Below are 21,274 nucleotides of genomic sequence, written 5' to 3'. Positions count from 1 at the left end.
GCATGAGCGACAACCTTGCAGACAGCTTAGATGGCGTAGAACGCCGGTCGCTGGCTGACTTCACCGAAAATGCCTACCTCAACTACTCCATGTACGTGATCATGGACCGTGCCTTGCCACATATCGGCGACGGTCTGAAACCAGTACAACGGCGTATCGTCTACGCCATGAGCGAGCTGGGGCTGGATGCCGATTCCAAGCACAAGAAGTCGGCGCGTACCGTCGGCGACGTGCTCGGCAAGTTCCACCCCCACGGCGACTCGGCGTGCTACGAAGCGATGGTGCTGATGGCCCAGCCGTTCAGCTATCGCTACACGCTGGTGGACGGCCAGGGTAACTGGGGTGCGCCGGACGATCCGAAATCCTTCGCCGCCATGCGATACACCGAAGCGCGACTGTCGCGTTATTCCGAAGTGCTGCTCAGCGAGCTGGGCCAGGGCACCGCAGACTGGGGCCCGAACTTCGACGGCACCCTTCAGGAACCGCTGGTTCTCCCTGCGCGTCTTCCGAACATCCTGCTCAACGGCACCACCGGTATCGCCGTGGGCATGGCCACCGACGTGCCGCCGCACAACCTGCGCGAAGTCGCCACGGCGTGCGTGCGTCTGCTCGATGAGCCGAAAGCCACGGTCGAACAGCTCTGCGAACACATTCAGGGCCCGGACTACCCGACCGAAGCGGAAATCATCACCCCGCGTGCCGACCTGCTGAAAATGTACGAAACCGGCAAGGGCTCGGTGCGCATGCGCGCTGTGTACCACGTCGAGGACGGCGACATCATCGTCACCGCGCTGCCGCACCAGGTCTCCGGTGCCAAGGTGCTGGAGCAGATCGCCGCGCTGATGCAGGCCAAACCGTCGAAAGCGCCGCAGATCGCCGACCTGCGTGACGAGTCCGACCACGAAAACCCGTGCCGCATTGTGATCATCCCGGTCAACAGTCGTGTCGATCACGAAGCGCTGATGCAGCACCTGTTCGCCAGCACCGAGCTGGAGTCGACCTACCGGGTCAACGTCAACATCATCGGTCTGGACGGCAAGCCGCAGCTGAAAAACCTCCGTGCGTTGCTGGTGGAGTGGCTGGAATTCCGCGTGCTGACCGTGCGTCGCCGCCTGCAATTCCGCCTCGACAAGGTCGAGCGTCGCCTGCACCTGTTGGACGGTTTGCTGATCGCCTACCTCAACCTGGATGAAGTGATCCACATCATCCGCACCGAGGAGCGCCCGAGAGACAGATTGATCGAGCGTTTTGCTCTCAGCGAGATCCAGGCCGACTACATCCTCGATACCCGTCTGCGTCAGTTGGCGCGTCTGGAGGAGATGAAGCTGCGCGACGAGCAGGACGAACTGCTCAAGGAACAAGCGAAACTGCAAGCGCTGCTGGGCAGCGAAGCCAAGCTGAAGAAACTGGTGCGCACCGAGCTGTTGAAAGACGCCGAAACCTACGGTGATGACCGTCGGTCGCCCATCGTCGAGCGTACGGAAGCCAAAGCGCTGACCGAGCACGATCTGCTGCCGAACGAGAAAGTCACCGTTGTGCTGTCGGAAAAAGGCTGGATTCGTTCGGCCAAGGGCCACGAGATCGACGCCACCGGCCTGTCGTACAAGGCCGGCGACGGCTTCAAGACCTCGGCGGCGGGGCGTTCGAACCAGTCAGCCGTGGTCATCGACTCCACCGGTCGCAGTTACTCGGTGGCCGCGCACACCTTGCCGTCGGCACGGGGCCAGGGCGAGCCGTTGACCGGCCGTCTGACGCCACCGCCTGGCGCCACGTTCGAATGCGTGCTGATGCCGGAAGACGATGCGCTGTACGTGATCGCCTCTGACGCCGGCTACGGTTTTGTGGTGAAAGGCGAAGATCTGCAAGCCAAGAACAAGGCCGGCAAGGCCCTGTTGAGCCTGCCGAACAATGCCAAGGTGATCGCGCCGCGCCCAGTGGCCGATCGCGAGCAGAACTGGCTGGCTTCGGTGACGACCGAGGGTCGCCTGCTGATCTTCAAAATCAGCGATCTGCCACAATTAGGAAAGGGCAAAGGCAACAAGATCATCGGCATTTCCGGTGAACGCGTGGCCAGTCGCGAAGAATATGTCACGGACATCGCCGTTCTTCCGGAAGGCGCCACGCTGGTGCTGCAGGCCGGAAAACGTACCTTGTCGCTGAAAGCCGACGACCTCGAACACTACAAGGGTGAGCGTGGTCGCCGTGGCAATAAACTGCCACGGGGCTTCCAGCGAGTGGATGCGCTGCTCGTCGAAAACCTCAATTAAGCGGCCAGGAAGCGTTCGCACTCATTTCTCCTTCGGGAAAAATGACTGAGAACGCCTCTCTAGAGCGCCCGATCTTCGATTTAACCCGTAGATCGGCGCTTTGGCGCTGGAGTCGGAACGCATATTCACGGATGATATGGCCTTTCCAAGCGCCGGCGTGGCCGAGCGTTCTTCATATTTTTTGAGTATTTTCACTGTGGTCAGCCTTGTGGCGGCCACCTGGACGGGATGATGACTTCTCTGCGCCCCCTTATTTTCCTGCTCGCCGGCGTTCTTGGCCTGGCGGGTTGCAGCGTTCACCAGCCGGTGTCGCTGTATCAGCTGGACAGCGGAAGTCCGGCTCAGCCTGCGCAAAGCGCGGGCATGGCAGTTTTGCTGGGCCCTGTGGTAGTTGCCGATTACCTGCAACGTGAAACCCTGTTGCAGCGTCAGCCGGACGGCAGCCTGCAGGCATCGATCGACGGCCGCTGGGCCGGCAGCCTGTCTTCGGACATCGATCAGTTGCTGTTGCGTCAGGTCGCCGGCCATCTGGACAGCCAGCGTGTGGTATTGGCGCCGGCCACTCTGGGTTTCACCCCGGATGTGCAGGTGCTGTTGACTATCACGCGTCTGGATTCCGGCGTGTCGCAGCCGGCGATTCTCGATGCTCAATGGCGTCTGATCGACCGTCGTGGCCAGGTGCGTGACAACCGCATCGTCCATCTGCAAGAGCAGCACAGTGGCGGCACGGCTTCGCAGGTTCAGGCGCAAGGCATCTTGCTGCAACGCTTGGCCGAGCAGCTCTCGGTAGCGCTCAAGCCGTTGGCCAACCAGCCACCGGTTGCCGAAGCACCGCGCAAACCGGCACCGAAACCGGCAGCGCCGGCGGCAGAAGCCGAGAAACAACCGAAGATCCCGATGGCTTCGCCGATTCGCACCGATATGGAAGTGTTTCGCTTCTAAGGCTGGAACGAGTCAGAACAGAGCCCGCCTTGTGCGGGCTTTGTCGTTTCTGGGCGTTGGTGGTACATGCATTGATGCCTGTCTCGAAAAGCTCCCCTCACCCTAACCCTCTCCCGGAGGGAGAGGGGACTGACCGAGGTGTCTTGCGTCATTCATCGACCTGCGAAGTCTTGGCGATTATGGATTTGGCGCAGAGCGGTCTCACAATTATGGATTCGGCACAGCATGTTCAGGTCGGTGTAGATCCCGAATATCCCCCTATCAGTCCCCTCTCCCTTTGGGAGAGGGTTAGGGTGAGGGGACTCCAAAGCCTGGCGAGATCACGAAAACGCCACACACAAAAAAGCCCGCAGACAATCACTCGTCTGCGGGCTTCTTCACATCAAGGCCTCAGGCCCGACGCTCATGCATCCGCGCCAGCTGCCGCTCAAGCATCGACGGATAAGGCTCCATCAATCGCTCCACACAGCAAGCCCCTTCAGGGCTGGCAATCGGCCGGATCCGTGCACGCTGGCGAATCAGCGCGTCATCACCGATCTTGCGCTCCACCAGCAACAGGTTGCGGCTGTGCTGCGACAGCGCCAGGGCGTCCTGGGCGGAGTCGGTCAGCAGCAGGTCGATCTGGCTCAGGCCGAACAGTTCGTCGCCCAGGGTCAGGCCCAACTGCAATTGCAGGGTGATGCCGCTGTCGGCGACTTCGATCTGCAACTGGTGGCCCAGCGCTCGCAGCAGCTCGCCGCAGCAGATGGCGTTGGTCAGGTAATCGTCGCCGCTGTCTTCGGTGTGGAACAGCATCAGCGTGCTGCCATCGTTCAGGGTTTCGATTTCACCCTGATACAGCGAAGCAGCTTGCTCCAGGCAGTCACGATAGCGCTCCTGCAACTCTTCCAGACGTGCCCGCGGCAGGCGGCGAAGTTGCTCCTGCGAACCCAGTTGCACTGCCAGCACCGCGGTGTGCTGCGGCACGCTCGGGGTTGGCTTGCGAACGGCAGGTTGCGCGGGTTCGTTCAGCGATTCGTCACGCAGATCGGCAAACGGGTCTTCGTCATCGTCGTCTTCAACGGTACTGACCACATGGCGCGGCGCAGGCTTCTGCGCGGTCATCGGGCGGCTCTCGTCAAAGCTCGGATCGCGCAGGTTGCGCACTTCGAATTCCGGCTCGACGTCGTCGTCCTCGAACTCGGGTTCCGGCTCAGGCTCGGGAATGGTTGGTTCCGGGGCGTAACTGGCGTGCAGTTGACGGGCCAGATCGCCGATCTCGTCCTGACGCTCGATCCCCGGCGTGTATTCGTCGATCCGGCGCAGCCACACGCGCAATTGCAGCAGCGGCGTGGAGATGTGCCGGCCAAGGCGCAGACTCAGGGCCAGGGACAGCGCCAGCAGGATCGCACTCAGGATGCCCATGCTTTGCAGGCTGATGGTCATCGGCTGCTGGAACTGATCCATGTCCAGACTGATGCGCAGTTGCCCGGCGGTCACGTCCTGGAAGGTGATCTTGCTCTCGTACATGCCCTCGGCTTCGCCCAGCAGGCTGTGCTTGGGCCGCTGACCGGACTCGGCGAGGATGCGGTTGTCCACGCTGTAGATGGCGGCGTGGGCCACCAGCTTGTTCTTGGTCAGGTTGTTGAGCAGCACGTTGAGGCTGAGGATGTCGTTGGACACCAGCAGCTCGGTCGCGGAGGTGGCGGTCTGCGTGGTCAGGCTTTCGCCCAGCGCATCGGCCTGCTCGTGCATGGCCTGCTTGAACTGCAAGCCCATCACGCAGGCATAGATCACCAGGGCCAGGGCGACCAGGATCACGTTATGGCTGGCAATGCGTAATGCAATCGGTACACGGCGGTGGCGCAGTGCACGGAAGATCAGCAGAAAGAAGTTATCGGTTTTAACTGGCGTGGGCCGGTTCACTGAGCTCGGCTCTTTTGTCCGTGAAGTTGACGCGCAGTATAGCGACAGGCCCTAGACCGGCAAAGCGCTGGCGGTGCCCGATGGTCACTGAAAGTGGGTAGAATGCGGTTTTTTTCCAGTTGCGGGGGTGCGCGTTGCGCGAAATCGTCCTGATTAACATCACGGGAGTCGACCGTCCCGGTCTGACGGCGGCCATTACCGGTGTTCTGGCTCAGGGTGGTGTGAACATCCTCGATATCGGTCAGGCGGTGATCCACGACATGCTGTCGTTCGGCATCCTCGTGGAAATCCCCGACTCCGAGCAAGGCAAGTCGGTGCTCAAGGACATCCTGTTCAAGGGTTACGAGCTCGACCAGCAGGTGCGCTTCACCCCGGTGTCCGAAGAGGATTACCAGCAATGGGTTGGCAATCAGGGCAAGAAACGCCACATCGTTACCCTGCTGACCCGCAAGGTCACTGCCGGCCAGTTGCAGGCCGTGAGCTCGATCACCGCCAAATATGGCCTGAACATCGACCATATCGACCGTCTGTCGGGTCGCATGCCGCTGGACACGCCGGCGGACAAGGGCAAGGGTTGCATCGAATTCTCCGTGCGCGGCGAAGCTGCCGATCCGCAGGCCCTGCGCGCCGAATTCCTCAGCGTGGCCCAGGAGCTGAACGTCGACATCGCGTTCCAGGAAGATTCGCTGTTCCGTCGCAACCGTCGTCTGGCGGTGTTCGACATGGACTCGACCTTGATCGAAGCCGAAGTCATCGACGAACTGGCCAAGGCCGCCGGCGTTGGCGACCAGGTTTCGGAAATCACCGAGCGGGCAATGGCCGGTGAGCTGGACTTCCGCGCCAGCTTCAAAGAGCGTCTGGCGCTGCTCAAGGGCCTGGATGTCGGTGTACTCGATTCGATCGGTGCCTCGCTGCGCCTGACCGAAGGCGCCGAAACCCTGTTCGCCGAACTCAAGCGCCTGGGCTACAAGACCGCGATCCTGTCCGGCGGCTTCACCTACTTCGCCAAGCAATTGCAGGCCAAACTCGGCATCGACTATGTGTTCGCCAACGAACTGGAAGTGGTCGACGGCAAGTGCACCGGCGTGGCGATCGAGCCGATCGTCGATGCCCAGCGCAAGGCTGATCTGCTGAAACAGCTGGCTGAAAAAGAAGGTTTGCGTCTGGAGCAGACCATCGCGGTGGGCGACGGTGCCAACGACCTGCCGATGCTGGCGATTGCCGGTCTGGGTGTGGCGTTCCGCGCCAAGCCGCTGGTCAAGCAGTCGGCGAAACAGGCGATTTCCACCCTCGGCCTGGATGGCGTGCTGTACCTGCTGGGCTTCCGGGATCGCGACGGGCAGCTCTGACAACGGCACAGGATCGCAGCTCCCGGCTGCGGTCCTGGCTCAAAGGGATTTCCACAACGAGTCGAAATCCTCCTCGCTCCCGCCATTCTGCGCGGCCTCCAGCGAGCGATAGGCAAATTGATTGAAACTGTGGGTGCTCGCCACCCGCCGATCCAGCCCGGCGCGGTGCTCTTCGCCCTGGGTGTTGATCATGACTTTACTGCCTTCCTGAAACGGCAGTCGTGGCGCCAGTAGCGTCGCGGGCAAGTCGATGGCGCTGATTTCCGGCAACAACAAACCCCGCAGGTAATGGCTGTGATCGTCCCGCGTGCGCACCAGTTGCAATCCGCAGGGCTGGGCGTGTGGCGCCACCAGTTCGATGCCCATTTGTGTCCCGGCACCGCGCACCTGGCGGATCCAGCGCACCACGGCAATGCTCCAGCCCTGATTCGTGGTGTCCTGGATGCCGACCATCTCCCCGGTCTGCAATTCGGCGGGCACTTCTTTTGGCCACGCCAGGCAATAACCGCCGGGGCTGTGGTTGATGACCGGCAACGCATAGGTCGGGTAATGCGGCGGGCTGTCAGTGTCGCCTTCGTCGTCAGCCAAGGGTTCGTAGCGGATTTCTTCGTAAGGCAAAAACTCGTCGGACTTGCTCTGTGGCGCGGCATCGAATGCCTGGCTCCAGCTGTCCTTTTCGCCTTGGGCCACCGCGCGGCTGAAGTTTGCGGCGCGTGAACCGGGATGCCTGAGCAGTTCGCTGAAGGTGCGTTCGCCACCCAGATAGAAGTGCAGGGCGCTCATGCCCACACATACGGTCAGGTTGCCCTGGCCGACGGTGCGCTGGAAGCTGCGCTCGGCGGCTTCGCCCCAGGTGGCGTGCAGATGTTGCAGGGTGTCGAGTGTCAGACCGGCCGGCACTGGCAGTGGCGTCGAGGTGTCCTGATGCAGCAGGTGAGCCTCGATGGCATTCACCAGCGCTTGCGGATCGAATCCCAGCAGTCCCGGCTGTTGTTCGCTGCGAAATTTGCTGCGATAGCGCGGACCTGCGTCGATCTCCGCAGAAATGGCGAACAGCCCTTCGCCCGAGGCACCGGGATGGAGTTTCAACCAGGCACTCCACGGCTCAAGCACCTGCGCGAGTTGGGCGATCGGGTTCTGGCGCAGTTGATTGCAGCGGGCGCTGCCCAGCAGCAGAGCGGCGATGTAGGTCTGTTCGACGCTCAGTTCCCCGGCGAGGCTGGCCAGGTCATCACGGACCCGACGGTGTTGCAGCTGCAAGTCGCAGGCGCAGCGAAACAATTGGTGCAATTCAAACCACAGCTGTTCCGGCGCCGGGCTGTACAACTGCGTGGCGCGCACCAGTTGCCCTTTCAGCGCATGGGCGGCGCGTTGCAGCGCCTCGCTCAGCAGAGTCGCCCGATCCTTTGTGTATTTGGGCGCGATCCGCAGAACGATCTGTTTGTAACCGATGGCCAGTTGGCTTTGCAGCGCCTGGCACAGGTTGCTGATCTTGCGTGAACGCTCATCGAGCATGATCGCCTGATGCAGAAAGTGCCGCTCAAGGTGCTGGCAGACGAAGTACACCTCGGGCCGCAGCAGTTCCAGCAGATGCAGACGATTGTCACTGGGCGTCAGCAATTGATTGAGTTCGCCAAGGCCCTGATAAAGCTGGCGCGCGGTTTCGCCGATGTTGGCTTTCGGCAGGCCGGCGATCCAGCGCTTGAGATCGCGCGGGGTCGCTTCACAGAACGACAGGCGCAACTGAGTCGGGGTCGGGGCGCTCAGTTGTGGTCGGGATCGAGGCTCACTCATGCCGTGACCAGCTCCGGCGGCGAATAGGACGATGCCAAAAACTCTAGCAGTTGTGGTCTGTTTCGCAGACGTTTGTCAGGCTTTTTTACCGTTGGTCTGCTGGCTTGGTGCCATTTCGGCAGGCGCTACTAGGCTCTTTGGCGTGCGATCGGAAACGCACGGTTGCACGGCTTGCCGCACACGTCGGGCAGGTCTCTGAACAACTTCAAGGAGATGAGGTTCATGTCTAAATACGCAGTGGCAAATCAATGGGGCGGTAATTCGGCACCCTGGCATCCGGGTGGAACCTGGGTACTGGGCGCGCGGGACAACCAGAAAGTCGTCGCGATCGAGATCAAGTCCGGCGACGGCGGCAAAAGCTTCACCGGCACCATGACCTACGCCGGCGAAGGCCCTATTGGCTTCAAGGCTCAGCGCACTGGCCAGAACCAGTACAACGTCGAGAACCAGTGGGGTGGCAACGATGCCCCGTGGCACCCAGGTGGCAAATGGGTGATCGGCGGTCGGGATAACCAGAACGTTATCGCGTTGAGTGTCACGTCGAGTGACGGCGGGAAAAACCTCAGCGGCACCAATACCTACGCCAACGAAGGGCCGATCGGCTTCCGTGGGCAGATAGAGTAACGGCGCCAGCCAGGTCGTGTCCGCCCCTTCGCAGACGTGCGAAAGGGCGGATCAACAGGTTCAGGCGTTCGGCAATGCCAGGGCCTGGCCCATCTGTACCGGCGAGCCGGCTTTCATTTCTTCAACCCATTTCACCTGATCCGGGCCAAACAGCACGATCGCGGTCGAACCCAGCTTGAAGCGACCCAGTTCCGCACCTTTTTCCAGATGAATCGGTGCACGGGCGGCTTCGTCGTAGCGGAAGGTTTTCAGTTCGCGCTTCGGTGGAGTCACCAGGCCGGCCCACACGGTTTCAATCGACGCCACGATCATCGCGCCCACCAGCACCACGGCCATCGGCCCGCGCTCGGTGTCGAAGATGCACGCTACGCGCTCGTTGCGGGCGAACAGCTCAGGGACGTTTTCAGCGGTGGTCTTGTTGACCGAGAAGATCCGGCCCGGGATGTAGACCATTTCGCGCAGGGTGCCGGCCAGCGGCATGTGCACGCGGTGGTAGTCCTTCGGCGACAGGTAAACGGTAGCGAATTCGCCGCCCATGAACGGCGCAGCGTTGGCCGCGTCGCCACCCAGCAGCTCCAGCACGCTGAAGCTGTGGCCCTTGGCCTGGAAGATGCGACCGTGTTCGATCGGGCCGAGCTGGCTGATCGCACCGTCGGCCGGGCTGAGGATCGCGCCCGGTGTCTCGTCCAGAGGACGTGCGCCGTCTTTCAGCGCACGGGTGAAGAAGGCGTTGAAGTGCTCGTAAGCGGTCACGTCCTCAACCAGCGCCAGCGACATGTCCACCTGATAACGCTTGGCGAACCAGGTGGTGAAGGCATTCTTGAACCAGCGCACGCGGCACTCGGCAATGCAGCCGGCCAGGCGCGACAGCAAGTGGTGAGGCAGCAGGTATTGGCTGATGATAAACAAACGCTCTTTCATGACTGTCCTTAAAAATCCTTAAAGCTCGACGGGGGTGTCGGGGTGGTTGCCCCATTCGCCCCAGGAACCGGCGTAGCCCTTGACCCGCGGATAACCGAGGGATTTGGCCACCAGATAAGTGAAACCGGACCGGTGATGGGTCTGGCAGTGAGTAATGATTTCTTTGTCTTTCGTGATCCCGAGGCTTTCGAGGATCTGCGGCATGTCGGTGCGGATGCGCAGCTGGCGCGCCTGATCCATGCCTGCCGTCCATTCGAAGTTGACTGCGCCGGGGATGTGTCCACCCTTGGCCGCCAGCACTTTCTCGCCGGAGTATTCAAGTGGCCCGCGAGCATCCCAGATCGCCAGGTCGGCGGCACCGAGGCGGCTTTGCAGGTATTCGCGGGTGGCGGTCGGTTCGTCGTGCAGGGTCAGGGCTACCGGACCGCCGACGGCGGGCGGGATCTGGATCGACATCGGCGAACCTTCCGCCAGCCACGCCGGCAGACCGCCGTCGAGGTAGTGGTACTTGTCGTGACCGATCACGTCGAGCAGCCAGATGAAACGTCCGGCCCAGCCACCGCCTTCGTCGTCATAGACCACGTAGACCGCGTCCTTGTGATGACCCAGTTCACCGAACAGCTCTTCGAGTTTTTCTTTTGTCGGCAACAGGCCCGGAGCCGGTGCCTGGCCCAGCTGGGTGCGCTTCGGATCGACGAAGCGTGCGCCGGGAATGTGACCCTCGGCATAGCGGGCGGCACTGGTCAGATCCACCAGAATCAGGTTGCGGGCTTCGAGGCGAGGGAGCAGGTCGCTCGGCTCGATCACCAGCGCCAGGCCAGAGAAGTCAGACATGTGAGGTCTCCAGAGCACAAAGGGGAAGGATTGTAGCTGTCATTGGCCGCGCTGGCTAAAGCTGTGCAGGGCTTTCTCGATGCACTGCGCGGTTTTGCCGAAGGCTTGCACGGTGATGTCGGCGAACGGCCCGCCACCTTGGTCGGCCACCACGATCATGATGACGCGGCCGTTGTGGACCAGCGAGCGCAGGAACAGGTGTTCGCCTCGGAACAGCGTGCGCAGCGAGGGCGGCAGCAGGGCGGAAAACTGGGCGTTGTTGTCCGGGGTGATCCGCACTTGTGCCTGCTGCGCGAGCAAGCGTTGCAACACGGTGCTTTGACTGACGACGAAGTTGAGCGCAGCGGCTTCCTTCGGCAGACCGGAAATCTGATGCACACGCAGACTGGACTGCGTGCGGTCGGCCATCAGGATCATCACCCGGCGCATGCCGCTGGCCACCAGCGCGTCGCGAGCGGCAATGGTCAAGTGCATGGCATTGGTGAAACGGCTCGGCTCGGCCAGCAGTTCGGCACATTGCCGGCGCCACTTGGCGAGGTCGTCGGCATTGGGTGCGGCGGCCGGCAGCATTCCGGCAGGCAGGCGATGGGTGCCCCACGGCCACAACAGGGAAACCGCCGGGTGCCACAGATCCGGCATCGAATGTCGGCGTGCGCTGTTGGCGGCCTGCTGGTGCAGCTGTTGTTGCACCTCGTCCATCGAGATTTGCAGATAGAGGCTGGTCAGGTATTGCCAGCGCTCGCTGTGCGGACTGTCCCAGGCCTGTTGCGCCGACAGCGCCAGGCCGTTGGCCAGCAGCACGGTGTTGGCCGGCTGATTGAGCCAGTGGCGCAGGGTCGGGTCGTCATCGAGGCGATTCTGCTGGCGTAGCGGGTGATCGACATCGCGGGCGATGCGCAAAACCTTGACCAGTTCGCGTTGCTCGGTGAGCAGCAATCGATAACCCTGCTGCACCCAGATCGGCAATCGCCAGACTTCGACCAGCGCCTCACCGATCTTCAGCAGACGCACACCGAACAATTGCTTTTCCACGTCGCGGGCCGATTCGCCCTTGTGGATAACCCGCACTTCCCACTCTTCGAGCAGTTTGGGAAAGGTCAGCGCCAGCGGCCACAGCGGCGACAGAAATAACAGACTGCCCCAATGAATGTCCTGCCACAGCCGCGCCAGGCGACTGGCAAAAAAGCCGTTGGCCTGTTGCGTGGCGTGCTGGCTGATCATCTGTATCTGGCGCAAGGCCTGGGGAATTTGTGCCTGCGGTTCGGCGGGCAGGCGAGCCAGCAGTTCTTCGGTGCGGGCGAGGCCAAGGCGATTGATCGCGACCTCAAGGTTTTCCGCCAGCGCGGTCATGCTGCCCAGGGTGTGACGGTTGGCTTCGCGAATGATGCTCAGCGCCAGCGCCGGGCTGTCCTGCATCAGGTCGGCGATGTCGCGCAGCGAGCTGCGATTATCGCGGATGGCGCGGCAGACACGATCGTGGGCTTCTTGCGGCACCGGCAGGCGTACGCCGTCGAGCAGCTTCACCCAGCCATCGAGTGTGGTGGGTTTTACGTGTGGGACGTTCGTTTCATTAGCCATGTCTGGACGAGATCTTCACTGACTGTAGACGCGCCCGGCATGGGCTAAATTGGCTTTTCGCCTGAACTGGCTATAGTCTGGCGCAGTTTTGCCGATAAGTAGAAGAAGAGATTTTTTAACTTCCGAATATGACCTTGAACCCGACTTAAATAAGTACTTTCTACCTATGGCTAAAATTATCGGCATCATCGTCGTATTCGCGAGCGTGCTCGGCGGATACGTGCTCTCCCACGGCAAGATTGCCGCCCTGATCCAGCCTTTCGAGGTGATGATCATCGGTGGTGCGGCACTCGGAGCATTCCTCCAGGCCAACCCCGGTTACATGACGATGCACGTGCTCAAGAAATCCCTGAGCATGTTCAGCTCGCGTTTCAGCCACACGTTCTATCTGGAAGTGCTGGGCCTGATCTACGAGATCCTCAACAAGAGCCGCCGTGAAGGCATGATGGCCATCGAGGGCGACATCGAAGATGCCGCTGCGAGCCCGATCTTCGCCAAGTACCCGGCGGTATTGAAAGACGAACGCATGACCGCGTTCATCTGCGATTACCTGCGCATCATGTCGTCCGGCAACATGGCGCCGCACGAGCTGGAAGGCTTGTTCGACATGGAACTGTACAGCCTCAAGGAAGACCTGGAGCATCCGTCCCACGCGGTGAACGGCATCGCCGACGCCATGCCGGGTTTCGGTATCGTCGCGGCGGTACTGGGTATCGTGGTGACCATGGCCTCGTTGGGTGAAGGCGATCAGAAGTCCATCGGTTTGCACGTGGGTGCGGCACTCGTGGGTACCTTCTTCGGTATTCTCGCGGCATACGGTTTCTTCGGCCCGCTGGCGCACTCCCTGGCGCACGATGCCAAGGAAGAGCTGAACGTCTACGAAGCCATCAAGGCCTCGCTGGTGGCTTCGGCGTCCGGCATGCCGCCATCGCTGGCTGTCGAGTTCGGTCGCAAGGTTCTGTACCCGGCTCACCGTCCAAGCTTTGCCGAGCTGGAACAAGCCGTTCGCGGTCGTTAAGTCATGGAAAATAACCAGCCGATAATCATCAAGCGCGTCAAGCGCATCGACGGCGGGCATCACGGCGGGGCGTGGAAGATCGCCTTCGCCGACTTCGCGACGGCGATGATGGCGTTCTTCCTGGTGTTGTGGCTGCTGTCCACCGCGACCCCGGAACAGAAGATCGCCATCGCCGGTTACTTCAAGGACCCGGTCGGTTTCTCCGAGAGCGGCACGCCGTACATCATCGACCTGGGCGGTACGCCGACCCTGGCGCCGGAAAACACCCTCAACCCTGAAGTGAAGTCGCAGCCGCAACCGGACAAGGTCACGGTCGACACCGAGCAGGTTGAAGGCATGGCCGAGCAGGTCGAGAAGGAACGTCTGGAACTGTTGCTGCAAGAACTGCAGAACAAGGTCGACGAGAATCCGCAGCTGCAGAAGTTCAAGGATCAGATCCTGTTCGAGATCACGCCGAACGGCTTGCGCATCCAGATCATGGACGCCGAGAACCGTCCGATGTTCGACTCCGGTTCTGCACGCCTGAAGCCGTACTTCGAAGACATCCTGCTGGCCATGGCCGACACCATCAAAGCGGTGCCGAACAAGATCAGCATCAGCGGCCACACCGACGCCAAGCCGTACACCGGCACCGGTGACTTCGGTAACTGGGAGCTCTCGGCCAACCGTGCCAACGCCGCCCGGCGTGCGCTGGTGGCGGGTAGTTATCCGGACGGGCAAGTGGCGCGGGTCGTGGGTTACGCCTCGTCGGCACTGTTCGACAAGGAGAACCCGTTCAACCCGGTCAACCGTCGCATCGACATCGTGGTGCTGACCAAGAAGGCCCAGGCGGCCATCGAAGGTTCGCAAGGTACCGAACCGTCGAAACCGGCAGATCAAGGTCAGAACGGTGCGGCCCCGGCCACACCGGTCGACCCGAACGCCTTGCCGGCGGATCAGCAGCCAGTGCCGGCGCACGAGCTGCGTGAACGGTTGAACCTGTTTGACGACGCGGCGCCGAAACCAGCCGCGCCGGGCAGCGCGGCACCCGCCCCGGCGCCCGCTGCACCCGCCACTGCACCGGCTCCCGCGCCGAAACAGTGACCCACAAAAAAGCCGCGAGATGATCGCGGCTTTTTTGTGTCTGGCTACTCAGTAGTTTAGTAACCGTTTTCCGGCAGGCTGGCGATGATCGAGCGGTAGCTGTTCATTCGCTGCTGTTGCACGCGGCCATCTTCCAGGGCCTTGAGCAGGGCGCATCCTGGCTCGCGGTCGTGCTTGCAGTCGCGGAAGCGGCAGGTGCCGAGCAGGTCGTCGAACTCGATGAAGCCAGCCTCGACGTCGGCTCGGCTGACGTGGCCCAGGCCGAATTCGCGGATACCCGGGGAGTCGATCAGCTCACCGCCACCAGGGAAGTGGAACAGGCGCGCGGTGGTCGTGGTGTGGGTGCCCTGGCCGGACAGTTCGGACAGCGGGCCGACGCGGGTTTCCACCTCGGGCAGCAGGCTGTTGACCAAGGATGACTTGCCGACACCGGACTGACCGACGAATACGCTGATGCGCCCGTCGAGCTGCTTCTGCAATTGCTCCATGCCGTTGCCGTGATGCGCCGACACTTCCAGCACCGGATAACCCAGCGTGCGGTACACCGCCAACAACGCGTTCAGCGCCGGGGCGTTCTGTTCGTCGATCAGGTCGAATTTGTTCAGCAGCAGCAACGGGCGGATGCCGGCGTGCTCGGCCGCGACCAGATAGCGGTCGATCAGGTTCGCATGGGGCTCGGGCAGCGGGGCGAAGACGATGACGATCATGTCGACGTTGGCGGCCACCGGTTTGAGCTGGCCACGGCTGTCCGGGCGGCACAGTTCGGTGGTGCGCGGCAGTTGCGCAACGATCACGCCGATGCCCTGGTTGCCGGCGCGCCAGACCACCTGATCGCCGGTCACCAGCGCAGGCAGGTTGGCCCGCAAGTGACAGCGGAAAACCTGGCCGGCCAGTTCGCCGTCAACGGCCTCGACTTCGACCTGCACACCGAAGTGGGCGATCACCAGGCCGTGCTGTTCCGGGCCCAGATCGCCGCCTTCGAGCGCCTCGACAGCCGAGGACTCGCGTTTGGCGGCGCGGGCGGCGCGCTCGCCCTGAATCTTTTCGATGCGCCAGTTTTGACGACGATTGAGTTGGCGTTTGGCCATGGGTGTTCCGTCTGAAGAATGCAGCGATTAGGTAAAACGGCCGCGAGTTTAGCACGCCCGGGCACCGCCCTAGGCTAAACTGCGCAGCATTGCCTAGGAGCCGAAATATGCAAAACCCGCAGAATCTGATCTGGATCGACCTGGAAATGACCGGTCTGGATCCGGAAAACGACGTCATCATCGAAATGGCCACCATCGTCACCGACAGTGACCTGAATACGTTGGCCGAAGGCCCGGTGATCGCCATCCACCACAGCGACGAAGTGCTGGCCCGCATGGATGAGTGGAACACCCGCACCCACGGCAACTCCGGCCTGACCCAGCGCGTGCGCGACAGTCGTGTCAGCATGGCCGAGGCTGAAGCCGAAACCATCACCTTCCTCGAGCAGTGGGTGCCGAAGGGCAAGTCGCCGATCTGTGGCAACAGCATCTGCCAGGATCGCCGCTTCCTCTATACCCACATGAAGTCGCTGGAAAGCTACTTTCACTATCGCAACCTCGACGTTTCCACGCTCAAGGAACTGGCCGCGCGCTGGGCGCCGGACGTGCGCGACAGCTTCAAGAAGGGCAGCACTCACCTGGCGCTGGACGACATCCGTGAATCCATCGCCGAGCTGCAGCACTACCGCAAGCATTTCATCAAGTTCTGAGATCGGCGACCCACGCCGAGGCGCCCTCTTTTGGTGCCCCGGCGAAGTGAGTAGACTGCGCGCCTTCCTGCCAGGATCGCCACCATGTTGCTGATGCTCTACCTCGTCGCCATTACTGCTGAAGCCATGACCGGCGCCCTGTCTGCGGGCCGTCGCGGCATGGACTGGTTCGGCGTGGTGCTGATCGCCTGCGTCACGGCATTGGGCGGCGGTTCGGTGCGCGACGTGCTGCTCGGGCACTACCCGCTGACCTGGGTCAAACACCCGGAATACCTGGTGCTGACCACGGTCGCGGCGATGATCACCGTGTTCACGGCACGCTGGATGCGCCATCTGCGCTCGCTGTTTCTGGTGCTCGACGCGGTCGGTCTGGTGGCGTTCACTCTGATCGGCTGCATGACCGCGCTGGAAATGGGTCACGGCATGCTGGTGGCATCGGTCAGTGGCGTGATCACCGGGGTGTTCGGCGGCATCCTGCGCGACATCTTCTGCAACGACATCCCGCTGATCTTTCGCCGCGAACTCTACGCCAGCGTCTCGTTCGCCGCGGCGTGGTGCTACATGCTCTGTCTGTTCCTCAACGTGCCGAGCGAGCAGGCGATTCTGATCACCCTGTTCGGTGGCTTTCTATTGCGGCTGTTGGCGATTCGCTTCCATTGGGAAATGCCGAAGTTCGTCTATAACGACGCGCCTTGACGGTCGGCGTGTTGTTTCAGCGCCCACTCCACATGTTCACGCACCAGCTCTGACGGGTATCCACGCCGCGCCTTGAGCGCTTCCAGCACCGGAATGCTCGATGGCGCATTACCCAATCCCACCGCCAGATTGCGCAGCCAGCGCTCATAGCCGGCGCGACGCAGCGGCGAACCCTCGGTGCTGCTGAGGAATTTGTCTTCATCCCACAGAAACAGCTCGGCCAGTTCGGCGTTGTCCAGATTGTGCCGTGGCTTGAAATCGCTTTCGCCGGACGGGCGGGCGAAGCGGTTCCACGGGCAGCAGATCTGGCAGTCGTCGCAGCCGAACACCCGATTGCCGATCAGCGGTCGCAGGTCTTCGGGGATGGCGTTCTTCAGCTCGATGGTCAGGTAGGAAATGCAGCGTCGCGCATCCAGCACATACGGCCCGACGAAAGCGTTGGTCGGGCAGATGTCGAGGCACGCGGTGCAGCGCCCGCAGTGTTCGGTGCTGTGGGGTTCGTCCACCGGCAACGGCAGGTCGACGAACAGTTCGCTGAGAAAGAAGTAACTGCCGGCCTTGCGGTTCAGCACCAGGGTGTTTTTGCCGATCCAGCCCAGGCCGGCCTGTTCGGCGATGGCTTTTTCCAGCACCGGGGCGCTGTCGACGAAGGCGCGGAAGCCGAACGGGCCGATTTCGGATTGAATCTTGTCCGCCAGTTGTTGCACGCGTTTACGGATCAATTTGTGATAATCGCGGCCCAAGGCATAACGCGAGATGTAGGCCTTTTCCGGTTTGGCCAGCAATTGCGCCATTTGCGTGTCGCCCGGCAGGTAGTCCATGCGCAAGGACACCACGCGCAAGGTGCCCGGCACCAGCTCTTCGGGGTGCGAGCGTTTGCTGCCGTGGGCGCCCATGTAATCCATTTCGCCGTGGTAGCCGGCCTCGAGCCAGCGTTGCAGATGCTGCTCGTGCTCGGCCAGGTCCAGACCGCTGATGCCGACTTGCTGGAAGCCCAGCTCGCGGCCCCAGTCCTTGATGGATTGGGCGAGGGCGGGAAGATCTGTGGTGATGGCGGACATGAGGCGAGAGAAACCGGAGCTGAGGTGCGTATAATTCTGCCAGACATCGGAGCCCGAAGACGCATGCCGCACACTAAAGATCAATTACCCGACGCGCTGTACTGCGCCGCGCAAGTGCGGGCACTCGACGCACGGCTGATTGCCGCCGGCACGCCGGGCTTCGAATTGATGCAGCGTGCCGCCCATGCCACCTGGCGTGCACTGGTGCGCCAATGGCCAGCCGCGAATGAATTGACGGTGCTGGCCGGGCACGGCAACAACGCCGGCGATGGTTATCTGGTGGCTGCGCTGGCCCGGCGTGCGGGGTGGACGGTGCAGGTGCTGGCCGTCGGCGATCCGCAACGCTTGCAGGGCGATGCGGCCCTGGCGCATGCCGAAGCAGTGGCTGAAGGCGTTGCGATTGCTGTTTGGAATGTTTCCAGTGAATTGCGCGGAATTCTTGTCGACGCGCTGCTTGGCACCGGTCTGAGCGGTGATGTGCGTGAGCCGTATGCATCTGCCATCGCAGTCATCAATGCCAGCGGCCTGCCGGTGGTGGCGGTCGATATCCCTTCGGGTTTGTGTGCCGATACCGGCCATGTGCTGGGCAGCGCGGTGCGCGCTGACCTGACCGTGACCTTCATCGGGCTGAAACTCGGCCTGTTTACCGGGGACGCGGCGGATCACGTCGGCGACCTGCTGTTTAACGATCTGCAAGCGCCTGCCGAAACCTACAGTGACATTGCCGTCGCCGCCCGCCGGCTCAATGCCGGTAATCTGCCGCGCCTGCCTGCTCGATTGCCGGCTGCGCACAAGGGGCGTTTTGGCCATGTCCTGCTGATCGGTGGCGATCACGGCTTTGGCGGCGCGATTCTTCTCAGCACCGAAAGTGCGTTGCGCAGCGGAGCCGGAATGGTGTCGCTGGCGACCCGCCCGGAACATGTCCCGGCAGCGTTGAGCCGGGTTCCTGAAGCCATGGCGTTGGGCACTTCGTCGGCCAATCAACTGATGGGGCTGCTGGAAAAGGTGTCCGTGCTGGTAGTAGGTCCGGGGCTTGGGCAAGCGAGTTGGGGCAGGGCACTGCTGTCGGCCGCCGCCAATGCACCGCTGCCGCAAGTGTGGGATGCCGACGCGTTGAATCTGCTGGCGTCCGGATTTGTCACTCTGCCCAAAGATTGTGTGATCACGCCGCATCCGGGTGAAGCGGCGCGTTTGCTGGGGATCGGCACCGCCGAGGTGCAGGCCGATCGTCCTGCGGCAGCACTGGCCTTGAGCAAAAAATATGCAGCGGTGGTGGTGCTCAAGGGCGCCGGCAGTCTGATCGCTCATCCCGACGGGCGTCTGGCGTTGTGTCATCAAGGCCACCCGGCCATGGCCACTGCGGGCCTCGGCGATGTGCTGGCCGGTCTGGTCGGTGCGTTGCTGGCTCAGGGCATGAATGTGTTCGACGCGGCGTGCCTGGCGGTCTGGCTGCACGCCAACGCCGGAGCACAACAAGGTAAATTCGGCCGTGGGCTGGCGGCCAGTGATCTGATTCCAGCCATTCGTCAGTTGTTGGAGGAGCATGCACCGTGTCTGAAGTAACCCTGTACCTGGCCGATGAACAGGCGATGAGCGACTTTGGCGCACGGATCGCCCGCGTGACCGGGGGGCATGGCCTGATCTTCCTCGAAGGCAACCTCGGCATGGGTAAAACCACGCTGTCGCGGGGCATCATTCGCGGGCTGGGGCACGTCGGTGCGGTGAAAAGCCCGACCTTCACGCTGGTCGAGCCCTACGAGATCGGTGACATCCGCGCCTTCCACTTTGATCTGTATCGTCTGGTCGATCCGGAAGAGCTGGAGTTTCTCGGCATTCGCGACTATTTCGAAGACGACGCCCTGTGCCTGATCGAGTGGCCCGATAAAGGTGCAGGCTTTTTGCCAAAGCCTGACCTGACCATTACCATTAGCCCGCAAGACAGCGGGCGTTCGCTGACTATTTTGTCCCAGGGCTCGCGTGGCGAGGCCTGGTGTGCCGCTTTGGCATTGGAAACCAATTAAATGATGGGGTTAGGTATGCGCTTTCGCGCGTTGGTGGCTGCCGCTGGACTGATGTTGATGGCAGTAACCGTCAACGCTGTGGCCGACACGAAGGTCAACAGCGTGCGCCTGTGGCGGGCGCCGGACAACACGCGTCTGGTGTTCGACCTGACCGGTCCGGTGCAGCACAGCGTTTTCACCCTGACGTCGCCGGACCGTCTGGTCATCGACATCAATGGCGCCACCCTCGGCGCGCCGTTGAAAGTCTCCACCGCCAATACGCCGATCACTGCGATGCGTTCGGCCCAGCGTACGCCGACCGACCTGCGGGTGGTCATCGACCTGAAAAAAGCCGTCACCCCGAAAAGTTTCTCGCTGGCGCCAAACGCGCAGTATGGCAACCGTCTGGTGGTCGACCTGTTCGATAACCCGGCCGATGCCGCACCGCCGCCAACCACACCTGCGCCGACACCGACAGTCGCGACCGTTCCGGCCGTGCCGGTCACCCCGACAGAACCGGCGATCAAACTGCCACCGGCCCCGGCCGGCAAGCGCGACATCATTGTGGTGATCGACGCCGGCCACGGTGGCGAAGACCCGGGTGCGTCCGGCTCACGCGGTCAGCGCGAGAAAGACGTGGTGCTGCAGATCGCCCGTGAGTTGCAGCGTCAGGTCAACGGCATGAAAGGTTTCCGCGCCGAACTGACCCGTACCGGCGACTACTTCATCCCGCTGCGTGGCCGTACCGAAATCGCCCGCAAGAAAGGCGCCGATCTGTTCGTCTCGATCCACGCCGACGCCGCGCCGTCTGCGGCGGCCTTCGGTGCTTCGGTGTTTGCCTTGTCCGACCGTGGCGCCACCTCGGAAACCGCCCGCTGGCTGGCAGACAGTGAAAACCGTTCTGACTTGATCGGTGGTGCCGGCAACGTCAGCCTCGATGACAAGGACCGGATGCTTGCCGGCGTGCTGCTCGACCTGTCGATGACCGCCTCGCTGACCTCCAGCCTCAACGTCGGCCAGAAAGTCCTGACCAACATTGGTCGCGTCACGCCGTTGCACAAGCAACGCGTGGAGCAGGCCGGGTTCATGGTGCTGAAGTCGCCAGACATCCCGTCGATCCTGGTGGAAACCGGCTTTATCTCCAACGCCAACGAAGCGAACAAGCTCTCGGCCTCGAGCCACCAGCAGGCGCTGGCGCGTTCGATCAGCAGCGGCGTGCGCCAGTTCTTCCAGCAGAACCCGCCACCGGGCACTTACATTGCCTGGCTGCGTGATTCGGGCAAGATCGCCCAGGGGCCACGTGATCACCGCGTCAGCCCGGGCGAAACCCTGGCGATGATTGCCGTGCGTTATCAGGTGTCGCCAGCCACTTTGCGCAGTGCCAACAACCTCAGCAGCGATGAGCTGAAGGTCGGTCAGCACCTGACCATTCCTGGTACCGAACTGGCGTCCAAAGAATGAATC

Annotated in this window: 18 protein-coding genes; 11 read left to right on the top strand and 7 right to left on the bottom strand. The window is 62.2% G+C overall.

The features are described 5' to 3' along the window. The first annotated feature begins 2 nt into the window (after positions 1–2). Together parC and AC1RMX_RS07635 are read left to right on the top strand one after the other, a co-directional pair. Entirely contained in the window at positions 3–2,267 is a 2,265-nt protein-coding gene (gene parC / locus AC1RMX_RS07640; RefSeq protein ID WP_493071330.1) for a DNA topoisomerase IV subunit A, read from the top strand. A 231-nt stretch (positions 2,268–2,498) separates the two neighbouring features. Continuing rightward, on the top strand, positions 2,499–3,209 hold the full coding sequence (locus tag AC1RMX_RS07635; RefSeq protein ID WP_102620143.1) for a PqiC family protein: 711 nt from the start codon (positions 2,499–2,501) through the stop codon (positions 3,207–3,209). 390 nt (positions 3,210–3,599) lie between these two features. Here AC1RMX_RS07635 and AC1RMX_RS07630 read toward each other — a convergent pair whose 3' ends face one another. Next, positions 3,600–5,114 (bottom strand): AhpA/YtjB family protein, encoded by a 1,515-nt coding sequence (locus tag AC1RMX_RS07630; protein ID WP_493071328.1) that lies wholly within the window; start codon positions 5,112–5,114, stop codon positions 3,600–3,602. A 134-nt stretch (positions 5,115–5,248) separates the two neighbouring features. Between AC1RMX_RS07630 and serB the strand changes: the two genes are divergently transcribed. After that, positions 5,249–6,463, top strand: a complete 1,215-nt coding sequence (serB, locus tag AC1RMX_RS07625) for a phosphoserine phosphatase SerB (protein ID WP_096819833.1) — start codon at positions 5,249–5,251, stop codon at positions 6,461–6,463. A 39-nt stretch (positions 6,464–6,502) separates the two neighbouring features. On the opposite strand, the gene AC1RMX_RS07620 is transcribed toward serB, so the two are convergent. After that, on the bottom strand, positions 6,503–8,257 hold the full coding sequence (locus AC1RMX_RS07620; protein WP_493071326.1) for a cyclic-di-GMP receptor FimW-related protein: 1,755 nt from the start codon (positions 8,255–8,257) through the stop codon (positions 6,503–6,505). Between the two features lie 222 nt (positions 8,258–8,479). Between AC1RMX_RS07620 and AC1RMX_RS07615 the strand changes: the two genes are divergently transcribed. Then, the gene (locus AC1RMX_RS07615; protein WP_096819831.1) at positions 8,480–8,881 is read left to right on the top strand and encodes a lectin OAA family protein; all 402 of its coding nucleotides are present in this window, start codon (positions 8,480–8,482) and stop codon (positions 8,879–8,881) included. Between the two features lie 60 nt (positions 8,882–8,941). Here AC1RMX_RS07615 and asd read toward each other — a convergent pair whose 3' ends face one another. From asd to AC1RMX_RS07600, 3 genes are read right to left on the bottom strand one after another with little or no spacing between them, the layout of a single operon-like run. Continuing rightward, complete coding sequence (gene asd / locus AC1RMX_RS07610) at positions 8,942–9,802, bottom strand: archaetidylserine decarboxylase (RefSeq protein WP_096819830.1); 861 nt, start codon at positions 9,800–9,802, stop codon at positions 8,942–8,944. Between the two features lie 18 nt (positions 9,803–9,820). Continuing rightward, a complete protein-coding gene (locus AC1RMX_RS07605) occupies positions 9,821–10,636 on the bottom strand; it encodes a rhodanese-like domain-containing protein (protein ID WP_096819829.1) in 816 nt (271 codons plus the stop codon). A 39-nt stretch (positions 10,637–10,675) separates the two neighbouring features. Continuing rightward, entirely contained in the window at positions 10,676–12,214 is a 1,539-nt protein-coding gene (locus AC1RMX_RS07600; RefSeq protein WP_493071323.1) for an HDOD domain-containing protein, read from the bottom strand. A gap of 166 nt (positions 12,215–12,380) precedes the next feature. Between AC1RMX_RS07600 and motA the strand changes: the two genes are divergently transcribed. Together motA and motB are read left to right on the top strand one after the other, a co-directional pair. Continuing rightward, on the top strand, positions 12,381–13,232 hold the full coding sequence (gene motA / locus AC1RMX_RS07595; RefSeq protein ID WP_007952169.1) for a flagellar motor stator protein MotA: 852 nt from the start codon (positions 12,381–12,383) through the stop codon (positions 13,230–13,232). A 3-nt stretch (positions 13,233–13,235) separates the two neighbouring features. Further along, positions 13,236–14,315 (top strand): flagellar motor protein MotB, encoded by a 1,080-nt coding sequence (gene motB / locus AC1RMX_RS07590; protein ID WP_493071321.1) that lies wholly within the window; start codon positions 13,236–13,238, stop codon positions 14,313–14,315. 56 nt (positions 14,316–14,371) lie between these two features. Here the strand turns inward: motB and rsgA are convergent, their stop codons facing one another. Next, on the bottom strand, positions 14,372–15,403 hold the full coding sequence (gene rsgA, locus AC1RMX_RS07585; RefSeq protein WP_102620136.1) for a small ribosomal subunit biogenesis GTPase RsgA: 1,032 nt from the start codon (positions 15,401–15,403) through the stop codon (positions 14,372–14,374). Between the two features lie 107 nt (positions 15,404–15,510). On the opposite strand from rsgA, the gene orn reads away from it, so the two are divergent. Further along, positions 15,511–16,053: an oligoribonuclease gene (gene orn / locus AC1RMX_RS07580; RefSeq protein WP_493071319.1), complete on the top strand. Its 543-nt coding sequence runs from the start codon at positions 15,511–15,513 to the stop codon at positions 16,051–16,053. An 84-nt stretch (positions 16,054–16,137) separates the two neighbouring features. Further along, complete coding sequence (locus AC1RMX_RS07575; RefSeq protein WP_096819823.1) at positions 16,138–16,749, top strand: trimeric intracellular cation channel family protein; 612 nt, start codon at positions 16,138–16,140, stop codon at positions 16,747–16,749. Here the strand turns inward: AC1RMX_RS07575 and queG are convergent. Beyond that, complete coding sequence (gene queG, locus AC1RMX_RS07570) at positions 16,731–17,810, bottom strand: tRNA epoxyqueuosine(34) reductase QueG (protein WP_493071317.1); 1,080 nt, start codon at positions 17,808–17,810, stop codon at positions 16,731–16,733. The genes AC1RMX_RS07575 and queG overlap by 19 nt on opposite strands. A gap of 63 nt (positions 17,811–17,873) precedes the next feature. Here queG and AC1RMX_RS07565 point away from each other — a divergent pair, with 63 nt between their 5' ends. The 3 genes from AC1RMX_RS07565 to AC1RMX_RS07555 are packed head-to-tail and all read left to right on the top strand — an operon-like array spanning position 17,874 to position 21,271. Beyond that, positions 17,874–19,373: an NAD(P)H-hydrate dehydratase gene (locus AC1RMX_RS07565; protein WP_493071315.1), complete on the top strand. Its 1,500-nt coding sequence runs from the start codon at positions 17,874–17,876 to the stop codon at positions 19,371–19,373. Then, the gene (gene tsaE / locus AC1RMX_RS07560; protein ID WP_096819821.1) at positions 19,361–19,831 is read left to right on the top strand and encodes a tRNA (adenosine(37)-N6)-threonylcarbamoyltransferase complex ATPase subunit type 1 TsaE; all 471 of its coding nucleotides are present in this window, start codon (positions 19,361–19,363) and stop codon (positions 19,829–19,831) included. Before AC1RMX_RS07565 ends, tsaE begins: the two co-directional genes overlap by 13 nt. A 51-nt stretch (positions 19,832–19,882) precedes the next feature. After that, positions 19,883–21,271, top strand: a complete 1,389-nt coding sequence (locus AC1RMX_RS07555; protein ID WP_493071623.1) for an N-acetylmuramoyl-L-alanine amidase — start codon at positions 19,883–19,885, stop codon at positions 21,269–21,271. Positions 21,272–21,274: the final 3 nt, after the last annotated feature.

The organism is Pseudomonas sp. GW822-FHT03F04 (genome assembly GCF_058801405.1).
Note: the sequence above shows the minus strand (reverse complement) of the source record. Positions and strands in the feature narration are given on the sequence as shown.